Annotated in this window: 18 protein-coding genes; 4 read left to right on the plus strand and 14 right to left on the minus strand. The window is 55.3% G+C overall.

The window, feature by feature from the left end:
* Window positions 1-8: 8 nt before the first annotated feature.
* The 13 genes from IMCC3135_RS20415 to IMCC3135_RS20475 form a co-directional block, all read right to left on the minus strand.
* The gene (locus IMCC3135_RS20415; RefSeq protein ID WP_088919280.1) at window positions 9-716 is read right to left on the minus strand and encodes an alpha/beta fold hydrolase; all 708 of its coding nucleotides are present in this window, start codon (window positions 714-716) and stop codon (window positions 9-11) included.
* Entirely contained in the window at window positions 713-1,846 is a 1,134-nt protein-coding gene (locus tag IMCC3135_RS20420; protein ID WP_088919281.1) for a cobalamin-independent methionine synthase II family protein, read from the minus strand. Before IMCC3135_RS20420 ends, IMCC3135_RS20415 begins: the two co-directional genes overlap by 4 nt.
* Window positions 1,843-2,811 carry a cupin domain-containing protein gene (locus tag IMCC3135_RS20425; protein ID WP_088919282.1) on the minus strand — a complete coding sequence of 323 codons (969 nt, stop codon included), beginning with the start codon at window positions 2,809-2,811 and terminating at the stop codon, window positions 1,843-1,845. The genes IMCC3135_RS20420 and IMCC3135_RS20425 overlap by 4 nt, the downstream gene beginning before the upstream one ends.
* A 6-nt stretch (window positions 2,812-2,817) precedes the next feature.
* Window positions 2,818-3,786, minus strand: coding sequence for a nuclear transport factor 2 family protein (locus IMCC3135_RS20430; RefSeq protein WP_088919283.1), 969 nt, complete (start codon window positions 3,784-3,786; stop codon window positions 2,818-2,820).
* A 15-nt stretch (window positions 3,787-3,801) separates the two neighbouring features.
* The gene (locus IMCC3135_RS20435; protein ID WP_088919284.1) at window positions 3,802-4,809 is read right to left on the minus strand and encodes a LacI family DNA-binding transcriptional regulator; all 1,008 of its coding nucleotides are present in this window, start codon (window positions 4,807-4,809) and stop codon (window positions 3,802-3,804) included.
* The gene (locus IMCC3135_RS20440; RefSeq protein WP_169727498.1) at window positions 4,809-5,576 is read right to left on the minus strand and encodes an SDR family NAD(P)-dependent oxidoreductase; all 768 of its coding nucleotides are present in this window, start codon (window positions 5,574-5,576) and stop codon (window positions 4,809-4,811) included. The genes IMCC3135_RS20435 and IMCC3135_RS20440 overlap by 1 nt, the downstream gene beginning before the upstream one ends.
* Window positions 5,573-6,664 carry a nuclear transport factor 2 family protein gene (locus IMCC3135_RS20445; RefSeq protein ID WP_088919285.1) on the minus strand — a complete coding sequence of 364 codons (1,092 nt, stop codon included), beginning with the start codon at window positions 6,662-6,664 and terminating at the stop codon, window positions 5,573-5,575. Before IMCC3135_RS20445 ends, IMCC3135_RS20440 begins: the two co-directional genes overlap by 4 nt.
* Window positions 6,665-6,670: 6 nt before the next feature.
* On the minus strand, window positions 6,671-7,999 hold the full coding sequence (hisD, locus tag IMCC3135_RS20450) for a histidinol dehydrogenase (RefSeq protein ID WP_088919286.1): 1,329 nt from the start codon (window positions 7,997-7,999) through the stop codon (window positions 6,671-6,673).
* A gap of 73 nt (window positions 8,000-8,072) precedes the next feature.
* Window positions 8,073-8,603, minus strand: a complete 531-nt coding sequence (locus IMCC3135_RS20455) for an ester cyclase (RefSeq protein WP_088919287.1) — start codon at window positions 8,601-8,603, stop codon at window positions 8,073-8,075.
* 8 nt (window positions 8,604-8,611) lie between these two features.
* A complete protein-coding gene (locus IMCC3135_RS20460) occupies window positions 8,612-9,493 on the minus strand; it encodes a carbohydrate ABC transporter permease (RefSeq protein ID WP_088919288.1) in 882 nt (293 codons plus the stop codon).
* Window positions 9,494-9,504: 11 nt separating this feature from the next.
* Window positions 9,505-10,527: a carbohydrate ABC transporter permease gene (locus IMCC3135_RS20465; protein ID WP_088919289.1), complete on the minus strand. Its 1,023-nt coding sequence runs from the start codon at window positions 10,525-10,527 to the stop codon at window positions 9,505-9,507.
* 70 nt (window positions 10,528-10,597) lie between these two features.
* Entirely contained in the window at window positions 10,598-11,833 is a 1,236-nt protein-coding gene (locus IMCC3135_RS20470; RefSeq protein ID WP_088919290.1) for an ABC transporter substrate-binding protein, read from the minus strand.
* Between the two features lie 59 nt (window positions 11,834-11,892).
* Window positions 11,893-12,951 (minus strand): ABC transporter ATP-binding protein, encoded by a 1,059-nt coding sequence (locus tag IMCC3135_RS20475; RefSeq protein ID WP_088919291.1) that lies wholly within the window; start codon window positions 12,949-12,951, stop codon window positions 11,893-11,895.
* 201 nt (window positions 12,952-13,152) lie between these two features.
* Between IMCC3135_RS20475 and IMCC3135_RS20480 the strand changes: the two genes are divergently transcribed.
* Window positions 13,153-14,163, plus strand: a complete 1,011-nt coding sequence (locus IMCC3135_RS20480; protein WP_088919292.1) for a nuclear transport factor 2 family protein — start codon at window positions 13,153-13,155, stop codon at window positions 14,161-14,163.
* A 39-nt stretch (window positions 14,164-14,202) separates the two neighbouring features.
* Entirely contained in the window at window positions 14,203-15,156 is a 954-nt protein-coding gene (locus tag IMCC3135_RS20485; RefSeq protein ID WP_088919293.1) for an alpha/beta hydrolase, read from the plus strand.
* Between the two features lie 21 nt (window positions 15,157-15,177).
* Here IMCC3135_RS20485 and IMCC3135_RS20490 read toward each other — a convergent pair whose 3' ends face one another.
* Complete coding sequence (locus tag IMCC3135_RS20490; protein WP_205737639.1) at window positions 15,178-17,238, minus strand: CocE/NonD family hydrolase; 2,061 nt, start codon at window positions 17,236-17,238, stop codon at window positions 15,178-15,180.
* Between the two features lie 88 nt (window positions 17,239-17,326).
* On the opposite strand from IMCC3135_RS20490, the gene IMCC3135_RS20495 reads away from it, so the two are divergent.
* Window positions 17,327-18,913 carry an ABC transporter substrate-binding protein gene (locus tag IMCC3135_RS20495; RefSeq protein WP_088919294.1) on the plus strand — a complete coding sequence of 529 codons (1,587 nt, stop codon included), beginning with the start codon at window positions 17,327-17,329 and terminating at the stop codon, window positions 18,911-18,913.
* Between the two features lie 158 nt (window positions 18,914-19,071).
* Window positions 19,072-20,028: an ABC transporter permease gene (locus IMCC3135_RS20500; protein ID WP_088919295.1), complete on the plus strand. Its 957-nt coding sequence runs from the start codon at window positions 19,072-19,074 to the stop codon at window positions 20,026-20,028.
* Window position 20,029: the final 1 nt, after the last annotated feature.

The raw sequence follows: 20,029 nt of genomic DNA on the forward strand, positions 1-20,029 counted from the left end.
GATAGAGGTTAATGTTGATAGTCACAGGCCTGCAACCAGGCTTGCAGATGGGCATTGGTTTCAGCCGGTTGCTCCAGCACGGGCAAGTGCCCTGCGTCAGCAACAATGGCAAGGGAGGAGTGGGACACCAGCTCGTGCATCAGGCGGTGTCTTTCAGGTGGGCACAGCCGGTCCTGATCACCACACAGTATCAAGGTGGGAACCCTGACCGATCGTAGCGTTGCACTCTGATCAGGCCGCTCCCGCAGCGCCAGGGATTGCCGGATGAAGACATCACTCCCCAGCTCCTGCGCCATCTGCGCACACAGATCCAGAATCTCTGCCTTGTTGTGATTATCGGCCAGATAGTTAGGCTTCATCTCGTCACGCATCACCTCCAGCAACCGACCCTGCCTGACCTTTTCCATCTGCGGAGTACGTACCTGCTTGACCTGATCCAGCTCTGCCAACGGGTTGGTGTCCAGCAGTGCCAGCCCGCGCACCCGCAGCGGTGCCTGGCGCTGCACTTCCATGGCCACAATGCCGCCCATGCTAAGACCGCATAGTGCAAACTCGGAAGGTGCGTGCCGCAAAACCTGTTCTGCCAGGCTCTGCACATCTGAGTGCTCGCTCAAGGGACTGAACTGGACGGCACGTTCGTTTGAGAATTGCGCTATCTGATGGTGGTACATCCGGGCATTGCACATCATGCCCGGCAATAGCAGCAGAGGAATCAAACAGCTGATCTCGCCAGCGCTGCGCCTTCTGCCAGAGAGGCCAGTTTGGCGTAGGCAATATCCGTATCAACCGCACCAAAACCTGCAAAGGTACCAAAGCCGCAATCTGAGCCTGCCTGTACCCGCTCAGCACCCACGATATTGACAAACCGTGTCAGCCGTTCGGCAACCAGTTGCGGATGCTCAACGAAGTTGGTGGTGGTATCAACCACCCCGGGAATCAGAATCTTGTCATCCGGAATTTCGCGGCTTCTATCGCGAAACACGGTCCACTCATGTGCATGCCGGGGGTTCGAAGTTTCGAATAACAGATGCTGGGCGCGCGTTTTCATCAGAACGGGAAAGACCGTTGCCATATCCACATCGCACACATGCGGGCCTTCGTAATTGCCCCAACAGATATGTACACGTACCCTGGCAGGATCAATATCGCTCAGCGCATGGTTGAGTGCCTCGACGTGTTGATGGGCAATCTTGACGAATTCTGCATCACTCAGATCACTGAACAACATATGCCGCGACAAGGCCAGATCCGGACAATCCAGCTGCAATATCAGCCCAGCATCAACAATGGTCTCGTATTCGGCCTTCATGGCGTCGGCCAGCACTCCCAGGTATCGCTCACGGCTGGGGTAGAAACTGTTCTGCAAAAACAAAGAGATGACGCCCGGCGATGCCGCGTTCATGAAACCAGCCTCGGCGCCATGCTCTGCCATACCCGCCTTGAGGTTGGCAATATCCTTTTCCAGCTCTCCCTGGCCTTTGGATACCACTTCACCGGTACACATGGGCCGGGCATATTGCGGGGTGCCTCCTTCATTGGCCAGTCGCTCCAGAAAACCTGGGAACAGCTTCAGATCAGCCGGTGCATTGCGTTCGCTATCGCCAGAAAAGCCGGTGTAGCGATCCTTGACGTAGGTGGCGTAGCTGATCTTGCTGGTCTCACCATCAGAGACGATATCCACCCCGGCGTCTACTTGCCGTTTAACCGTTGCCGATACCGCACGCGTCATGCAGTCGTCAAATCCGGCCTGGTCAAATTCTTCCTCACGCTCGCGCGCGAATATATAATCCACAACACTCTGCCGGCGTGGCAAGGAGCCTACGTGCGTGACCGGTATCTTTTTCATGAGAAGTCCTTTGTCAGCCCGGCCTGATCATCGGTATTGCGGACGCGATACAGGCTCGCCTCACCGCTCATGCTGGGCTCCAGCGCATGCAACAGGCCCGGTGGCACTGCACAGGTATCACCCGGATTGAGCACACAGCTACCACCTTCCCAGCCCAGGCGCCAATGGCCTCGCATCACCATCAGTATCTCGTGACGCTCACTGCTGTAAAGACCCGTATCCAGAGAATTGCGACTGATAAAATCCACCTCGAAGCCCGGACGATCCTTGATCAAAGCCTGGTCGCCAATGACATTGCAAGGAGCCTTGGCCGACAACGCCATCATGTCGTGATAGCGGGCGACGTAGTGGCTGACCACTTCTTGCACCGTCGGCTCCTTGATCTGCGCCAACTGCTCATCATTCAACACTGGCATGGCCTGCACGCCTTCAGGCAATAACTGACCCTGCTTGCTGTCATACAGCACACCGTTGTCACCCAGAATCAGGCCATGGGCACTGGCCTCCTGGATCACCTGCGGTGCCCAGACCACACCACCACCGGCATCGTCACCGCCCAGCACCGCCATGATCATGCCGTAGTCGGTGCCCACGTTTTCAAAGCCGCGAAAAATACCGGTCGGGATATTGAAGATATCGCCTTCTTGCAGAATCACCTCACCGGCGGTGCCACTACGTCCCCAGAAAAAACGCCAGCGGCCCTTGAGTACAAAAAACACCTCGGCGGTGCGGTGCGTATGCAAGGAGTTGCGGCATTTGGGCGGCTGTCCGGCAGCACCAATGTTGAAGCCGGGCGTCTCCTTGATGTGTACATGCTGATCGGCACTCTCGGAGACACCGCCACCGATGATGGTGAAGTTCTCTTTCTGATCCGAGCCTGGTGTGTGGGCATCGATGAATGCGGTACGGCAGGGTTGCAGATCCCCGTAACGAACAATTCGCGCTTCCATTTGTGCAGGTGTCATAGTCAATTATCCCGTTTTCAACGCAATTTGCTTCCAGATGGCGGTCTCGTCGAACAGCACGAACTCTCGACGCAAGCCCCAGGGGCCGAATTCAGCATGGCAAATTCCCATGATGTAGACATCGGCACCACTGGGTGCGCCATACGCGCCCCACCCGTCATGCTTGCCTTGCAGGCTCCAGCGTATCGCTGCCCGCGGTGGCATCAGCGGATCGTCGCGCCCGATCTGATGTTCGATACGAAACTGTGCATTGGGGAAGCTGGCCCGTAATCCCGTCCAGAAACGATCAACATCACCATGCGAATGACCCGTCATGCCACCCGGGTACTCCAGTTGACAGGCGCGATCATATTCGACAGGAATAGCCGCCAGATCTGCATTCATCAGGCGTTCAAGCAGCTCTGCGTAACGTTGGCCCCATTCATTATCATTACCCTTGCCCTTGTAGGGGCCAGGCTTGTCAATCGCCGGAGAGAACAGCGGCGCACACTGTTCCGGCCCGCCTTCCCGGGCGATCTGATCCCGGGCAAAGTCGGCAGGATCCCATCCCAGCTGGCGCACAACAGCGCCCTGGTCGCGAATCAACCACTCATCATTGATCTGGTTGTTGATGGCATGACAGTCGGCAATGGCGCGATAACCCAGCCGCTTGCCGGTAGCGCGACCATAGACACCATCACCGCTATGGGTCGCCGTCGAGTAGAGCCGATGCGAGGACAGCATGCCCTCCTCCGGACTACCGCTCCAGATCACATCCTCAGCCAACAGGGTACGATCGGGAAACTCTGCCAGCGTCGACAGGGTTGCCGCAATCACGCCCTGATTGCCGACCACGACGCCGGCTGTAGAACGCACAACAATATCCGTCGAATAGTACTGATTCAGCGTGGCGATACCACGATCTTCCCAGATCTCTTTGGTGATACTGATGATGTAATCGGGGAAATCTCTGAACCGGGGGTCAAAGCCGTGCATACCTAGTCTCTCTTGTCAGGGTTTGATACTGGAACTGCGCACCACCAAGGGTGCGTCTAACGACAAGCGCCGTGGCGGCGCGTCTTCCTGGGTAATCTGGGTCATCAGCATGTTGACGGTTTCCTGCACCATACGATTGGCAGGCTGGCGTACCGTTGTCAGTTTGTAGGCACCCCAGGCGGCGGCCGGCACATCGTCATAACCCACCACTCCGACATCTTCGGGGATTCGCAGACCTAATTCGTCGCGTATGACATCCATTACCGCAAAGGCCATATGGTCATTACAGATGAACACCGCATCCGGCCGCTCCTCCACCGAGAACATGCGCCGTGCAGCAACCTTGGCCTGTTCGAAGTTGAAGTCCCCCTCTTCGCGAGCGAAGAGTTTCATCCCTACCGAGGCCAGCCCCTCCCGAAACCCTGCTTCACGATCACGCTGGGTGGAGGCACCATTCCAGCCCGCTATATAGGCAATGCGCTGGTATCCGCTCTGCGCCAGATGCACCGCCGCCTTGCGTCCGCCGGCAAAATTGTCCGATGTCACAGAGGATAGAGAATCGTTATCCTGAGTTCGATTGAACAGCACCACCGGTACACCCGCGGCATGACAGCGCAACGCCAGTTCCGAGGACATGGCTACCGAGGCCAATACAATGCCATCAACCTGATAGTCGAGTAGCTCGCCCAGTACGGCATCCATATTATTCGATGTCTGCGCCGCCATGAACACCAGGACGTGATAGCCCTCTGCCTGCAATCCATTGGACAGCTTTTCCAGTACCTCTGGATAGAACTGGTTATTCAGATAGGCGACAACCAGGCCGATGATGCGTGACTTGCCGGTGATAAGGGAGCGTGCAAGCACATTGGGTCGGTAACCGAGCTGATCAGCGGCGCGACGAACTTTATCGGCAGTTTTGGGTGAGACGCTGGCGCCTGGTGTGAAAACCCGTGATACCGCCGACTGACTGACACCTGCCAGCTTGGCAACTTGTGACGAGGTGATTTTTTCGATCGCCATCAATCTGCAGTCCAGCCACCGTCAACCATCAGTGCCGTACCGGTAACCAGAGCTGCCGCATCGGATGCCAGATACAATACTGACCCCATGATATCCTCGACCACACCGGTACGGCCCATCTTGATTTTCTCTTCAATCCAGCGGACCCGTTCAGGCTGATCGAACGTCTGCTCGGTCAGCGGGGTTCGTATAAACGTAGGGCACACGGTATTGACGCGAATGCCTGCGCGACCCCATTCGATTGCCATGGCTTTCGTGAACCCTTCCACCGCAAACTTGGAGGCACAATAGACCGAACGATCAACGCCGCCCACATGTGCCATTTGTGATGAAATATTGATCAGCGAACCCGGCTTGCCTGCCTCAATCAAGCCCTTTGCAACTGCTTGTGTCAGAAAGTAGGCACCGCGAAGATTGACATTCATCACCGTGTCAAAATCCTCCAACTGAGTATCAAGCGCCGCAGCATGACGGGCCAGACCTGCACTGTTGACCAAGATATCGAATGGCCCTTGCTGGCTGACAGCCTTCTGTACTGCAGCCACATCAGCGATATCCAGCGCCAGCGCCTCACAACTGTAGCCTTGTTCGTGCATGCTCTGGATAGTCTGGTCAAGCCGCTGCAGACCGCGTGCTGCCAGAACGACATGCGCGCCCGCTTCAGCCAGTGCCACGGCGCAGCCCTGTCCGATTCCTGAAGAGGCTCCCGTGACCAAAGCACGGCGGCCCTCAAGTCTGAAGCTAGGTGTTTTGGGCAATGGCATCATGAGGCTGTTTTTCTATCACTGTTGGAAGAGCGCTCATTGTCAGCCATCAATGCGTCTCTTTTATCTCTCAGCTCCAACATGCGTGCAAAAAGATCGATGCCCATCTGGCCGAACAGATCAATCATGTCGACAAAGACCCAGTTTTCAGTGAATTGCTCATCGGAACGCAGCCAGAAGTCGATACCTGAGACAGTGAGCCTGACCCCCGAGGCCGACTCCCCCAGATACGGCCCTGTGTGAGTCGCCTGGACACCGGCCACCCCGGAGGAGGCCAGCAGACGCCCTTCTGCAAATAAAGACTCCAGGGCGAGCACTTTACGGTCGGGAAAAGCGACCAGCCAGGGTTGCTGGTGCAGCTGCTCGAACTCGGAAAAAGACAGACAGGCACCGATTCCGCCCGGCCCGTACCATTTCAGATTGGGATGAAAGAAATCGGCCATACCCATGCTGGACAGATCATTCTGGTCAAATCCATTCAAGCCACCGTAGAGTAGCTTGTGACCCAAGCTCAAGGTCTGCGCAGTTTCCTCAGAGCTCTGTGCCTCATCAAGCACCCCATCGAAGCCTGTCGCCGCAGGATAAACATGAGAGGCACCACGGGGTGCTGGCAACACCGGCAAACCGATCTGCTCGAACCAATCAACAAAGTCGATAATGACCTGTGACTCGACCATCACATCGCCCTTGAAGCGAATAAACTCGCTCCAGCGAATGCGCAAGGGACGACTCGTGGCAGGGATACCCAGAAAGCTGTCGCGGGCCATACCCGTCAGGTAGCCGGTGCCGGCGACCCAATAGGCGTCTTTAGCTTCATCGCCGACATGATCGATCGATTGCCCACCCATGAACAGATGCACTTGCCGAGTCAGATCTGCAAACGCCTGTTTGAGCGGTATCAACACCTCCTGGGCCAGGGCGTAGGGTCCCGTTATTTCACCCAGTGGTGCAGGACCTTTCCAGCAGAAATGCTCTGACAGGTAGGAAGCTGCAACGGCGGGCATATCCTCGCAGCTGGCTGAATCGATGGTCGCCCAGTATTCACGCACACGTGCCTTGTTGGCTTGGTTGAGTTCCAGATTGAGTTCCAAGGCGATTTACTCTTGCGAATTAGTGTGAGGTGCGGCTTCGCCATAAGGCACATTGATGCCGCCATAACGTCGCACCCTTACATTGGCTTGCTCGGCGTGACCGACAAACCCTTCGAGCAGGCACAGGCGTGAGCAGTAAGCGCCGATTTCTGCCGCAGCCGCATCGGTAGTCACCCGCTGATAGCTGTGAGTCTTCAGAAACTTGCCGACCCACAGCCCACCGGTATAGCGTCCGGCCTTGTTGGTGGGCAGCGTATGGTTGGTGCCGATCACCTTGTCGCCGTTGGCCACATTGGTGCGCGGCCCCAGAAACAAAGCGCCATAACAAGTCATGTTTTCCAGAAACCAGTCATCCCGATCAGTCATCACCTGCACGTGCTCACTGGCGATATCATCCGCAACCGCCAGCATTTCATCGTAACTATCGCAGACAATCACTTCGCCGTAATCGCGCCAGCTGGCACCCGCTGTTTCAGCCGTTGGCAGTACCTGCAAGAGGCGCTCGATTTCAGCCAGTGTCTCCTCGGCCAGAGCGCGAGAATTGGTCAACAGCACTGCAGGAGAGTTGTAGCCATGCTCGGCCTGGCCCAGCAAATCGGTGGCGCACAGTTCGGCATCAACCGTCTCATCGGCAATCACCATGGTCTCGGTCGGGCCTGCAAACAGATCGATGCCCACGCGGCCAAACAACTGTCGCTTGGCTTCTGCGACAAAGGCATTACCGGGTCCCACAAGCATGTGCACAGGCTCGATTGTCTCGGTACCCAGTGCCAGCGCGCCGACGCCCTGCATGCCACCCAGTACATAGATTTCGTGTGCACCGGCCATATGCATGGCCGCTATAACGGCCGGATTAGGCTGTCCTTTAAACGGTGCTGTCGTGGCGGCAATACGTGGCACGCCGGCCACCGAGGCTGTCAGCACGGACATATGAGCCGAGGCGACCATGGGAAATTTGCCTGCCGGCACATAACAACCCACCGACTGCACCGGTATGTTCTTGTGCCCCAGAATCACCCCCGGCAGAGTCTCCACTTCAATATCGGTCATGGAGGCACGTTGAGCCTCGGCAAAGCGTCGAACCTGTGCCTGGGCGAATTTGATGTCTTGGATATCACTGGGCGCAACCGCGGCGATCAACGTCTGTATTTCATCCTCGCTGAGGCGGTAGCTATCACGCGAATCCTTGTCGAATTTCTCCGCCAGCTCACGTACTGCAACATCACCACGTGCTTCGATATCGGCTAACGTCGTCTCAACGACCTGCCGCACTTTGGCGTCATCCTCAGCACGCTGCTCAAGAGATTTGCCGCGCTTCAAGTACTCAATCGTCATAACGTTTTCCCGGCTCAGGCCCTGTCAGGGCAGTTTGATCTTGTGAATAATGTCTTGGTTGTAAAACGGCCTTCTATTGGCCGGGCTTAGGCGCCACACGTTCTCCGCGATCAAAGGCCTCCCAGCCTTCGCCACCGAATACATCCTTGCCAAGCTGTGCCAATACATGGGGAAAATCCACCATGACCCAGTTGTCGACAATTTTGCCGTCAACCACTTTCCAGAAATCCATATAACGAATCTCGACCTTCTTGCCGCTAGCCACCACCCCCATGAAGTCGCCGCTATGTGTGGCCTCTTGTCGGCCAAAGGCTGCCGCCCATTCACCCATATACAAACGCGCCTCATCGATACAAACCTTGTCAGAAAAAGCGGCCTGGAAAGGCTGTTGCCAGTTGCTCTGAAACTCTCGCAGGCCAGTCTTGGAACCACAGCCCGCATTACCCATCCAGCGAAAAGACTCGGCGAAAAATTCCCCGATATCGCCTATTCGATGATCATTCAAACCATCGACCATGCTCTCGATCACCTCACGGGTCTGATCCGTCTTGCTCATATCCGTGTCACGGCTCAAGGCCGCTTGTTCGGGTCTGGTTCCCTTCATGACTATTACTACCCTTTTACTGCGCCGGCAGTCAGGCCGGACACGATTTGACGTTGAAAAACCATGATCATGACAAATAACGGTGCGGTAATTGAGACCACCGCCGCCACTGCAAACATCACATTACCCTTGGTCTGGGTGGTTCCCAGAAAACTGGCAATCTTGGGCACCATGGTCTGATTCTCCTTGGACAGGATCATCGCTGTGACCGCAAAATCGTTGTACGCCAGCAAGAATGAAAACAGTCCGGTGGTAATCACCCCAGGCCACATAACCGGCACGATCACATGGCGGAAAGCCTGGAACCGGTTACAGCCATCAACCATGGCGCTCTCGTCCAGATCCTTGGGAATGTTCTTGAAAAACGAGTGCAGCATCCACAGCGTGAAAGGCTGATTGATGGCAACCAGGACAACGACAGCCGTCGACAGATTGCCCCACAGATTCCACTTGAAAAACACCGGCAGATAACCAGACACCAGCGTGATCGGTGGCATGGCACGAAAGATCAGCGCAATGATCAGGAACCAGAAGGCGTAGCGGTAGGTTGAGCGCGATAGAGCGTATCCACCCAGGGTGCCGAATGTGAGCGAGATGGTCACAACGAACAGACAGACAATCGCGGTATTGATCGCCGCCAGACCAAACGCTTCCTTGATCCAGGCACCATAATAGCCATCACCGGTCAGTGCACTACCCGTCTCCTCTATCGTCAATGGGCCGGTGAGTGAGTTGACCCAGTCGGCCTTGGAGAAAAAATCCCCTTCCACCTTGAATGAGCCCCATAGGGTCCACAAGAACGGGAAAGCAGCCAATATCATCCATATCACCAACACACTGATCAACAACACGTTGAGAGCGGCGGACCTTCTTTGCGTTTGCGCAGCCATTAGACGGACCCCTACTTGCGTGTAAAGTCGCGCCAGGTGCGAACCAGCACCGGCATCAACAGGATTGCAATACCCAGAATTGTCAGCACAGACGTTGCGGCTGCCGAACTCAACTGTCGCGTCTCGCCACCCAGATCGTTGTAGATAGCCCAGGAAAGTGAGGTGGCATGTGCCGAGGCGGAGAAACTGACGATAGGCTCGAATACCCGGAAGTTATCCATCAGCTGCATGAGCGCTATAAAGGTTGTCAGCGGCAACAGATGCGGGATGATCACGTAGCGAATCTGCTCCCAACGACTGGCCCCATCGATCATGGCCGACTCCAGAGTGTCGTTATTGACGGTCTGCAAACCGGCGTAGTAGACGATGAAAGCGAAAGGCGCTGAATGCCAGACTCCGTACACCATCAACATGACCCAGGTCAGCGGCGTGGATGCCTTGACCGACAGGTTCGGATCACCTGCTATATATTGCAAGGCCGCCCCCACAACACCGCGAGCGTCCACCATCCAGAAAATAATCAATGAGCCCACCAGAGGCGTCACCATCATGGGCAGCAGGGAGAAGAAGATCAGTGGTCCGCGCAGCTTTTTGGTTGCGCTGTTAACAGCCACCGCGATGATGAAACCGACGATAATCACCAACGGCGTGACAATGAAGGTATAGGCCAGCGTAAAGCTCATGGCCTTGTAGAATGGCAGATTGACCAGCTTATCGTAAAACTCACCGAGTCCTGCCGAACTACGCCAGGCGGCACCAACCTCTTTGACAGCCAGATGACTGCGATCCAGATAGGTAGTCAGACCTGCAAAACGGCCCAGTGGGCTTGCCTTCTGTATGGCCTGTGTGGCTTCCTGATCAACGGCTGTCGTGGTAGTACACCCGAAAGGACCACAGTTCTCGACTTGCTTGATGACTTGCGCATGATCGACATAGACCGACTGCACCGCCACCGAGATTATCGGCACGAAGATAAACAGCAGCATCGCCAGTGACGAGGGAAGCACGAACCAGAAAAACGTCTTGTGTTTCATCAGTTCCTATCCGGAGGGAGGCAGAAAAACATCAATGGGGGCGATTCTCACCGCCCCGCTGTCGATGGGCCTAGTTCAGAAAACCTTTCTCTTTAGCTGCCGTGGTGTACGTAGCCTCGATATCTGACAGAGCCGCTTCGGCGCTTTCCTTGTCTTGCAGATAATCCGACAGGTTGTCACCCAGTGCTGTTTGCAGCAGACCCATATAGGGCAGCATGGGATACGGCTTCGCACTCGCCTGAATGGCAGCAAAAACCCCCTTGTTCACAGGCGCTGGCTCGTAACCTTCGAGCATCCAGACTGCCTGAGCCATGGTTTCATCGTTGAGGATGTCAGGACTGGTGCCCGTCATCATCGACACAAATGTGGCTTCGGCATCTTCATCGCTAATGTTCTTGGCAACGGTCCAACCATCCCACCACAGGGTCGTGGCAGGCACCGTGCCGCCAGCGACTGTCATGGGGCCAGCGACAGCCACATTGCTGTACACCACTTCTTCAGCACCGTCTTCGTCCATCAGCACGCCGACTCGTGAGCCCCACATATTCATCAGAGCCACATTGCCTGCTTCCACTTCGGCACCCGTGGCGTTTGAATCATGAGTCAGAAAATCAGGGTTCATGTATTCGGTCAGTGCTTTCATCATTTCCAGAGCAGCCACGCCCTGAGCATTGTTGATGGCCACTTCAGCCGTTCCGGGCTTGAAGAAATCACCGCCAGCTCCGATGTACATATTGACGAATTCGGTAGCCAGATTCCAGCCCGACTGATAGGCACCTCCAACCGGATTTTCCATGATGCCTTTTTCACGGATCAACTTCGCCGCTTCCAGCAAGGCCTCATAGGTTTTGGGGGGTTCGACGCCAATCTGTTCAAGCACATCCTTGCGATAGGTCAGGTGCTGTGCATTGGCCATGAAGGCGACGGCCATGACCTTGCCATCAATGGTTATCAGGTTGCTCTTGGGAATGTCCTGACCATATTTTTCGATCAGATCGTCCAGTGGACGAAGCACATCGGCATTAATCAGCGCCACGATTGAGGAGTTGGCGATGATGGCTGAGGTGTACTCAGCCGGATTTCCCTGCAAGCCTGCCAGATTGATTTTCTGATGATCAGCGGTCAGATTGGCAGTAATGGTGACACCATCTCCAGCACAGGCTTCTGCGGCTTTGACCACGGTATGAATGGCAGGAAATTCGTTACCAACTATATTGACTCGTCCGGATTCAATACCACAGCCGGCGTAAACTGCATTCGCAGACATCGCCAGTGAGGTGGCGAGTATCAGTTTTTTCAAGAGCATGGTTTGTCTCCCAGGTTGAAATACGGGGTGCGGCCGCAACGATTGCGCCGGCCGTTGGTTCACAACTTGCGCGAAACGCGCGCGCCTGTCTCGGCATCAAAGAGATGACAAAACTGCGGTTCTATGGCGATCGATACCGAGTCTCCGATATTCGTCCGGAAATTCTTGTCAGCTTTGACCGACACCAGCACACCATCAATTCTTACCGAAATCATGGTGGCGTCACCCAACAGCTCCAGCGTGTATACGGGGGCATTGATTTGCCCGTTTGCCCCCTCGGCAAGCCTTGCATCCTCTGCTCGAAAACCCAGAGTGACAGGCCCCTCTTGCGCCTCCAGCACAGGTACCGACATATGTTTCGCCTTGAACACCCCATTCTCGATTACGCCGTCAACCAGATTCATGGCCGGGGAACCGATAAAGCTGGCTACAAAGGCATTACTGGGATTATCGTAGATCTCGGTAGGTGTTCCTACCTGCTGTACCAGCCCGGATTTCATCACCACAACCCGGTCAGCCAGAGTCATGGCCTCGATCTGATCATGAGTGACGTAAACGGTGGTCACCGCCAGCTCGTGGCACAGGTTCTTGATCTGGGCACGGGTAGAAACGCGTAATTTGGCATCCAGGTTGGACAGTGGCTCGTCCATCAGAAAGGCATTTGGCTCACGTACAACCGCACGTGCCAGAGCGACCCGTTGTCGCTGACCACCCGACAGTTCGGCAGGTTTACGATGCAGAAATTCATCCAGCTCAACCATAGCCGAGGCACGCTTGACACGTTCGTCGTGACTGGCAGGATCAATCTTGCGCACCTTCAGGGGAAAACGGATATTTTCGTAGACGTTCATGTTCGGGTAGAGCGCATAGGACTGAAACACCATGGCCACATCCCGATCCTTGGGCTCCAGATCATTGATTACCTTGCCATCAATGCGGATCTCGCCGGAACTGACATCCTCCAGGCCTGCAATCATTCGCATGGTGGTGGTCTTGCCGCAACCGGAAGGTCCCAGCAACACCAGGAATTCACGATCGGCAATGGTCAAGTTGAAGTCATTGACACCAACAAAACTGCCCCACCTCTTGCACAGATTGCGTAGTTCGATTTCAGCCATGGTGAGTCCCTGTCCTCTAATGCACTAAAACAAGATTTTTGCATTCGTTTGCAAAACAATACGCCCAACCACATCTGCAACGCAAGTTATTTTTGCATTCGTATGCAAATTAATTTTTCACACGGTTTACACTAAGCTCTGACAGGTATTGCCCAAGCTTTTCCAGCCCTCTTTGTTCGCAGCATCTCTTTCGAGGTTGTCATGAGTCGTTTCCAATCCGCCAAAAAACTATTGCGTCGCTATATGCAGGCAATGGAAGAGGCCTCAGCATCCACCGCTACCCAAGTGCTCGCCGAGTACACCAGCGCAGACTATTCGTGGCGTGGAGTCTTTCCCTTTCGCGAACAGGACAGTGGTGAATCGGCAGCTCGGGTTTTCTGGCAACCACTGATGCATTCTTTCACTCGCCTGCAACGCCGCGAGGACATCTTCATGGCCGGAGAGAATGTCTATGATGGTGAGACATGGGTCATGAGCTCGGGCAACTTCATGGGCCTGTTTGATAACGACTTTCTGGGCATACCGGCAACCCGGCGCATTGCCAATCTTCGCTATGCAGAATTCAGCTGTGTGCGAGATGGCAAGATCTGCCAGACAGGCTTGTTTGTAGACCTGATTGGCCTCATGGTCCAAGCTGGGGTCAACCCCCTACCCCCTTCCACCGGGGTTTATTACAACTACCCAGGTCCGCGCTACCATGACGGGCTGCTGCATGACGAGGCGGATCCGGCAGATAGTGAAATCACCTTGTCCCTGGTGAATACCATGGTGCAGGATCTGAGTGATCTTAATACCAGTGGCGCAATGGGATGCCCACCGGAGGTGCTGGCCAGGACATGGCATGAGGACATGCTCTGGTATGGCCCTGCGGGAATCGGGGCCAGCTACACCATTCCTCGCTACCAGGAGCAGCACCAGCTACCTTTTCGAAATCAACTGGGCGACAAACAATTCCAGGGACATGTCTGCCGCTTTGCTGAAGGTAATTACGCCTGTTTTTTCGGCTGGCCAAACCTGAGCAACAGCCCCCTGGGTGGCTGGCTCGGTTTACCGGGAGGCAGTCAGCACTCGAAAATGCAAGTGGTCGATATCTACCGACGCGAAGGCGATAAACTGGTAGAGAACTGGATTTTGATCGATCTGCCATGGTGGCTGACACAACAAGGCCTGGATGTACTCCAGCGCAATCGCGAGCTACGTGGAGTTATGTAGAGTCGCCAGAACCTGTAATTTTGAGGCACTATAGCCTTCATGAAAAACTCCCCACAAGCAGACTACGCATCATTGATTGATGCGCAGACTCATGACTTCATTCGTCGCACAGAGCTCTGGTATCCACCCGGCACTACGGGGCAGAGTATCGAGGCGCAGCGTCGCACCTATGATGCGTTGTGTCGGGAGTTTCATCGCGATTACCCGCCCGAAGTGACGGCCTCAGACGATACCACTGGTATATCCACACGACATTATGTGCGTGCCTCTGCTGACAGCACAACGGCTGCAGCCCAGGTCGTGTATTTTCACGGTGGTGGTTTTGTGGTTGGTGGACTGGAGAGTCATGATGATGTCTGCGCCGAAATCTGTCAGGCCAGTGGATTTCCCGTTACTGCTATCGACTACCGCCTCTGTCCTGAACACACACATCCAGCCGCTTTCGAAGATGCCGTGGCCGGCGTAGAAAAAGCCTGGCAGGCCAGTCAGATGCCTATCGTTTTAGTTGGCGACAGTGCCGGTGGCAATCTGGCCGCAGCGGTTGCCCATCAACTGCGTTCAAGCTCAATCAAGCTGGCAGGCCAGGTACTGATTTATCCTGGCCTGGGTGGCGACATGAGCAAAGGCTCCTATCTGCAGCATGCCAATGCGCCCATGCTCAGCACCGAGGAGGTCGAATACTATGCCACCCTCAGAGCCTCTGCCTCACATGACAAGAGTGACCCTACTTTGTCACCACTGAGTGATTCCGACTTTTCAGCACTACCCCCCACCCTGGTCTTCGGTGCAGAGTGTGATCCTTTATCTGATGATGGCAAGCATTACCGCGACAGAATTCTGCAGGCAGGTGGCAAGGCTGCCTGGTTCAATGAAGCCGGACTGGTACACGGGTACCTCAGAGCACGTAGTACCGTTGAACGAGCCGAGTCCAGCTTCAAGCGTATCGTTGAAGGCATCCACCTGCTGGGCACCGGTCAGTGGCTCAACACCTGAATACGCACAGCTTTACTGCCCCTATACAAACTCGCGTGCAATCGTATCCTTGTATTCACGCCTGAATACTTGCGTACCTGACTCTGTCGCTATCAATACAGCACTGACGTAAAAGGCCTTTGCATCACAATGCATATGCACCTCGACATCCGTTGCCCATTGCCACTCATCCCGGCCGCCAGTCTGCGACCAGGTAATGCTGACGTTCGCACTCAACGGATCATCAGGATGGATGGACCAGATCTCATGTGTCTCACTGCCCGATAGCAGGCCGTGAGCCTGATCGCGGTTTTCACCAAAGTCATTACTGATGCGGGTCGTCACGATACCGCTCTTTTCATCCTTGAGCGTTGCTCGTGTGGAGCAAGCCTTGCGAATCACATCCACCGCCCAGGCAGGTGATGTCTCTGGCGGTTCGAAGCTGACATTATCCGTCTGCTCTGGCCTGACTGGCAAACTGAGAGCGCCGCTGGATACGGTGAGTTCAAAGACCCCTGGCTGTGGCCAGACGAAGGGCCAATAACTGGTCGACAGAGCAATTCGCAGGCGATGACCTGCGGGTATTCGATAGGCTATCTGATCTAAAACGACCTTGTACATTGTCAACTCACCCGGGACAGGCGCCAGCGGATGTTCCGGACGATCAGCATGGACCAGGTTCATCAGACCCAGAGTAATCAATGCCGAGCTACCATCGGGGCGAAGATCACACAGACGCACACAGATCATTCCGAAAGGCTGGTCCACACTGGCAAACAGATTCAGTTCCGGGGCACCGACGATATCCAGCGCTGTGCTCAGAATCTCCCCGTCGAAGATCATGGAACCCTGATCATCCACAGATTGCTCGTCGGGCAACTCCGGTCCGAAGGCGAACGGAAAGTACTCACCGGCTGCCTGCCCGCAGTCCTGAGGCGATGTTATTGTCGCCAGAAAACAGCCATCAGCGTTAGCTTGAGAGCCCGGCACATTTTGGTGCAAGGTGCCCGTTGCAGGTGCATCGGTCACCGTCAAATCGTGGCCCAGATTGAAAAGCTGGCTCTGAATACTGCTCGAAGGCCAGTCAGATTCAGCAATCCAGCGACCCGGACGCTCCGGCAACCAACGTGCAGGCGCAATGCTGTCCATCAACCAGACACGATAATCAGGTTCGTTCTTCACGCCTGTGTCCTCATCCTTCAGCCATTGATCCCACCATCGCTTAGCCTCCTGCAGGAAACCGATGGCAGGTTGTGGCGCCGCATAGTGAGGGTATTTATGTATCCATGGCCCCACGATGCCCTTGACCGGTGATGTCAGTTTACCAAGCAGATGACTGACAGTATTGCGATAACCATCATGCCAGCCACCGACCGTGAGCACAGCCGCCTGGATGGCCGTGTAGTCCTCACACACTGAGCCACGCTGCCAGTACGCATCGCGGCTCTGATGGCCGTGCCAGGTGGATGCCATGAGCGGTAATTGCTCCAGCCGCGCCATCCACATGGCCCGCCAGTCCTCGCCAACCAGCGCCTTGTCAGGCGGCCGCGATGAATAGGAGAGCATATTGGCAGCCCAGCCGATGTTCTCCCCCAGCAGACAGCCACCTTTGTAATGGATGTCGTCGGCAAATCGATCCACCGAGGAGCACAGGGTAATAACCGCCTGCAGTGCCGGTGGCCGCATAGCTGCCAGCTGCAAGCCATTGAAGCCTCCCCATGAGATGCCCATCATGCCGACCCGCCCCGTACACCAGCTCTGTGAACTGGCCCAGGCAATGACCTCACTGGCATCCTGCCATTCCTGATCGGTGTATTCATCCTCCATGAAACCGCCCGAATCGCCGCTACCGCGCATGTCAATTCTCAGGCAGGCATAACCGTGCGAGGCAAACCAGGGGTGCATCAGCTCATCACGGGCAATGGTCCCATCGCGTTTGCGATAAGGCAGGTGTTCAACAATGGCAGGTACCGGATGCAGCGATGCATCCGCGGGCATCCAGATACGTACTGAAAGCCTGCAACCATCGGACATGTAGATGCCGACATCGGGCTGGTCAGTTATCTGACAGGGAAAGTCATTCACCGTATCTGTACCACTCACAATAAGGAAACTCAATGAAAACGCTTGCAATGCGTCACTATATGTCGTTTCCTTGTCGCAAGGAAAACTGCATTCAGGAACACCATTAATGTCGATGTCTCTCGAACAACTCGGTAAGCTTGTGGTCGCTGGCAAGCTTGACCGCCGCACTTTCATGAAGCGCGCAGCTGCCATGGGCGCAGGCGTTGCACTGTCAAACGGCCTGCTGTCTCAAGCAGCATTGGCACAAGAACCCGTAAGCGGCGGCCTGCTCAAACTGGGCAGCGCCGGTGGTGAATCCACCAACAGCCTGGACCCTGCCACAGCCAGTAGCTCCGTACCCTTCATCAACGGGCACCAATGGGGCGACGTGCTTCTTGACATCGCTGATAATGGCGGTATCGAAAACCGTCTGGCCGAAGAATACGGCTCATCGGCAGATGCAAAAACCTGGACATTCAAGATCCGCAAGGGTGTCGAATTCCACAACGGCAAGACTCTCACACCGGCTGATGTACTCGCCACCCTGGAGCGTCATTCAGGTGAAGACACCAAATCTGGTGCACTGGGCGTAATGCGCGGTATCGAAACCATGAAAGTGGACGGTGACACGGTCGTCATCGGTCTCAAGGATGCCAACGCCGATCTACCCTTCCTCATGACCGATTACCACCTGATGATCCAGCCCAATGGTGGCAAGGATGATCCGGCCGCTGGAATCGGTACAGGCCCCTACAAGATGGTAGTCAACGAGCCCGGCGTTCGTCATGGCTATGAGAAAAACCAGAACGACTGGAAATCCGATCGTGGCTTCGCCGATCAGGTAGAAATACTGGTTATCAATGACGATACAGCGCGAGTAGCAGCACTGCAATCAGGCCAGGTACACATGATCGAACGCGTACCACCCAAGATCGTCGAACTGGTCAAGCGCATCCCCAATGTGGATATCAAGAGCGCCCCGGGCCGAGGACACTACGTCTTCATCATGCACACCAACACAGCCCCCTTTGACAACAACGACCTGCGTCTGGCACTAAAATACGCCATTGATCGCCAGGAAATGGTTGACAAGATTCTGTTCGGTTATGGCTCTATCGGCAATGACATGCCGGTCAACCAGGCCTACCCCTACTTCTCTGACGATATCGAGCAGCGCAGCTACGATCCGGACAAGGCAGCCTTCCATTTCAAGAAGTCCGGACATGAAGGCCCGGTTGTACTGCGAACGGCAGACGGTTCATTCCCCGGTGCCGTTGATGCCTCACAGCTGTTTCAACAAAGCTGCGCCAAAGCCGGCATCACGCTGGACGTCAAACGTGAGCCCAATGATGGCTACTGGTCAGAAGTCTGGAACAAACAACCGTTCTGCACCTCGTATTGGGGTGGCCGCCCGACGCAGGACCAGATGTATTCAACCGCTTATCTGTCAAGCGCTGACTGGAATGACACGCGCTTTTTCAATGACGATTTTGACAAGATGTTGCTAACGGCACGCGGCGAGCTGGATGATGCCAAACGCAAGCAGATCTATCGCGATATGGGCACGATCGTACACAACGAAGGTGGACTGATCTGTCCGATGTTCAACGACTGGGTTGAAGGCGTATCCACCAATGTCGGTGGTTGGGCTGTCAACTCCAACCAGACCATGATGAACGGTCAGGCCCTGTCACGCTGCTGGTTGAAGTCTTAGTTATAGCCTGTGACTTTGTGGATTTTGCATAAAACCACAACCATTCGCAAGAAGCGCCCCTCGACCAGGAATCCCATCCGGGAAGCCTGGTCGGGGGCGTCTAGTCGTGGGCGCCTACGCCCTGCATTCCCCATTCCAACCACAGCCGTGGATACTGCATGCCCTATCTGATCAAGCTGATTCTTCAGCGTCTTGCGATGGGGGCCGGCCTGTTGCTGGCCGTATCCGCGCTCATCTTTGCCGGTACAGAAATTCTGCCAGGCGATGTCGCCCAGTCCATTCTTGGCCAGAGTGCAACGCCTGAGGCGCTGGCCAACCTGCGGCGCGATCTGGGAGTCAATGAACCGGCTCTGGCTCGCTATCTGGGCTGGCTAGGCGGGATTCTTACCGGTGATCTTGGAACAGCACTAACCAATGGCACCGACATCGCCGCCGCCATTGGCAAGAGGCTATACAACACCCTTTTCCTGGCCTCGGTTGCCGCTGCCGTTTCTGTGCCACTGGCGATCCTGCTGGGCCTGATTGCGGTGCGCTACAAGAATCGATGGCCCGACAAACTCATATCGAGCACCACCCTGACCTTCATCTCCTTACCTGAGTTCTTCATCGGCTATATCCTGATCTATTTTGTCGCCGTAAAGCTTGGCTGGTTTCCCAGTGTGGCCACCGTTTACGAATCCATGAGCTTTACCGAGCGCCTGTCCGCTGTCGCTTTGCCGGCAGCCACTCTGACACTGGTGGTACTGGCTCATATGATGCGCATGACGCGCGCAGCCATTCTCAACGTCATGCAGTCAGCTTATATAGAAACCGCCGAACTCAAAGGTCTGTCAGCTTTCAGAGTCATCTTCAAGCATGCTTTTCCAAACGCCATCGCGCCGATCGTCAACGTGGTCATGCTGAACATGGCCTACCTGATCGTCGGCGTCGTGGTCGTCGAAGTCATCTTCGTCTATCCCGGCATGGGACAGTATCTGGTGGATCATGTCGCCAAGCGGGACGTACCGGTAGTGCAAGCCTGCGGACTGATCTTTGCCGCCTTCTTTATCGGTTTGAATATGCTGGCTGATATCGTCGCCATATTAAGCAACCCAAGAATCAGGTACCCACGCTGAC

Origin of the sequence: Granulosicoccus antarcticus IMCC3135, assembly GCF_002215215.1 — a bacterium.
Classification (GTDB): domain Bacteria; phylum Pseudomonadota; class Gammaproteobacteria; order Granulosicoccales; family Granulosicoccaceae; genus Granulosicoccus; species Granulosicoccus antarcticus.